The sequence below is a fragment of the Kitasatospora sp. NPDC059462 genome, from assembly GCF_042749955.1.
In the GTDB taxonomy this organism is placed as follows: Bacteria; Actinomycetota; Actinomycetes; order Streptomycetales; family Streptomycetaceae; genus Kitasatospora.
This window is the reverse complement of sequence record NZ_JBHYUU010000413.1, coordinates 1-1,107: the sequence shown is the minus strand read 5'-3', so window position 1 is coordinate 1,107 and position 1,107 is coordinate 1. Positions and strand designations below refer to the sequence as shown.

Genomic DNA, 1,107 nt, shown 5'->3' with positions numbered 1-1,107 from the left:
CTAGGAGCTGTTCAAGGTTCGGATCATGTGGCTGGGGTCAGAGACTTCAGCCACATGATCGATCCGCGGAGGTGCAGGCCTGCCGCGTAGCTCTCCGGGCTCTTGTCGTACCGGGTCGCCAGGCCACGCCAGGTCTTGATCCTCTGGAAGCACCGCTCGACGGTGTTGCGTCGCTTGTAGCGGTCGGGATCGAACGTGATGGGTCGGCCGCCGGCGGAACCCTTCCGCTTTCGGTTCGCCGCCTGGTCCGCCTTCTCCGGAATCACTGCGGTGATCCCGCGTCCGCGCAGGTAGGCACGGTTGGCCTTCGAAGAGTAGGCCTTGTCGGCGGCCACCGCGTCCGGCCGGGTGCGCGGCCGGCCGACCGGGCCGCGCACCCGGATCTTCTCCAGTACCGGCTGGAACTGGCGGCAGTCGGCAGCCTGGCCCGGGGTCAGGACGAATGCCAATGGCAGGCCGACGGAGTCGACAGCGGCATGGATCTTGCTGCTCAGGCCGCCCCGGGACCGGCCGAGTCCGGCTTTCGCGGCCCGGGCCCTGCGCCGACGGCGTGCCTGGGCACGAACCTGCGCGGCGTCGGCGGCGGTGTCCGGCGCCGGCTCCGCATCACCCGCAGCACAGCCTGCTGCTGCGGCAGCGGAACCCCCTTTTCCTCGGTGAGGGCCTGTTCGAGCGCATCGAGGGTCTCCCCGGCGACCGCCAGTCCGGACGACTCGTGGTGGGCCCGCACGATCGTGGAGTCCACGCTGACCAGTGTCAGCCCGACCTTCCCGCGCGAGGCGGCCTCCGCGATCAACGCCTCCATCAGGCCCTGGAAGAACCCCGAAGTCACCCAGCCGCGAAACCGGGAGTAGACCGTCGTCCAGGACCCGTAGCGTTCGGGGACGTCCCGCCAGCCGCTGCCGGTGCGAAACCGCCACAACACCCCGTTGAACTGGTCCCGCACCCGCCGCGGCAAGGGCCCGGTAGCCGCCACCGGCACATGCGGTTCGATCAAGGCCCACTCGGCATCCGTCACGTCAAAACGCGCCACGCCCCCGAGTTCTACCAGACACACCAGCCCGCCATCAGGGCCAGGCCAAGATCCGAACCTTGAACAGCTCCTAG

1 pseudogene is annotated in these 1,107 nt (G+C 69.4%); it reads right to left on the bottom strand.

The annotated features are described in order from the left end of the window. Positions 1 to 23: 23 nt before the first annotated feature. Positions 24 to 1,033 (bottom strand): annotated as a pseudogene (locus tag ACFXAM_RS38855) (IS5 family transposase). Positions 1,034 to 1,107: the final 74 nt, after the last annotated feature.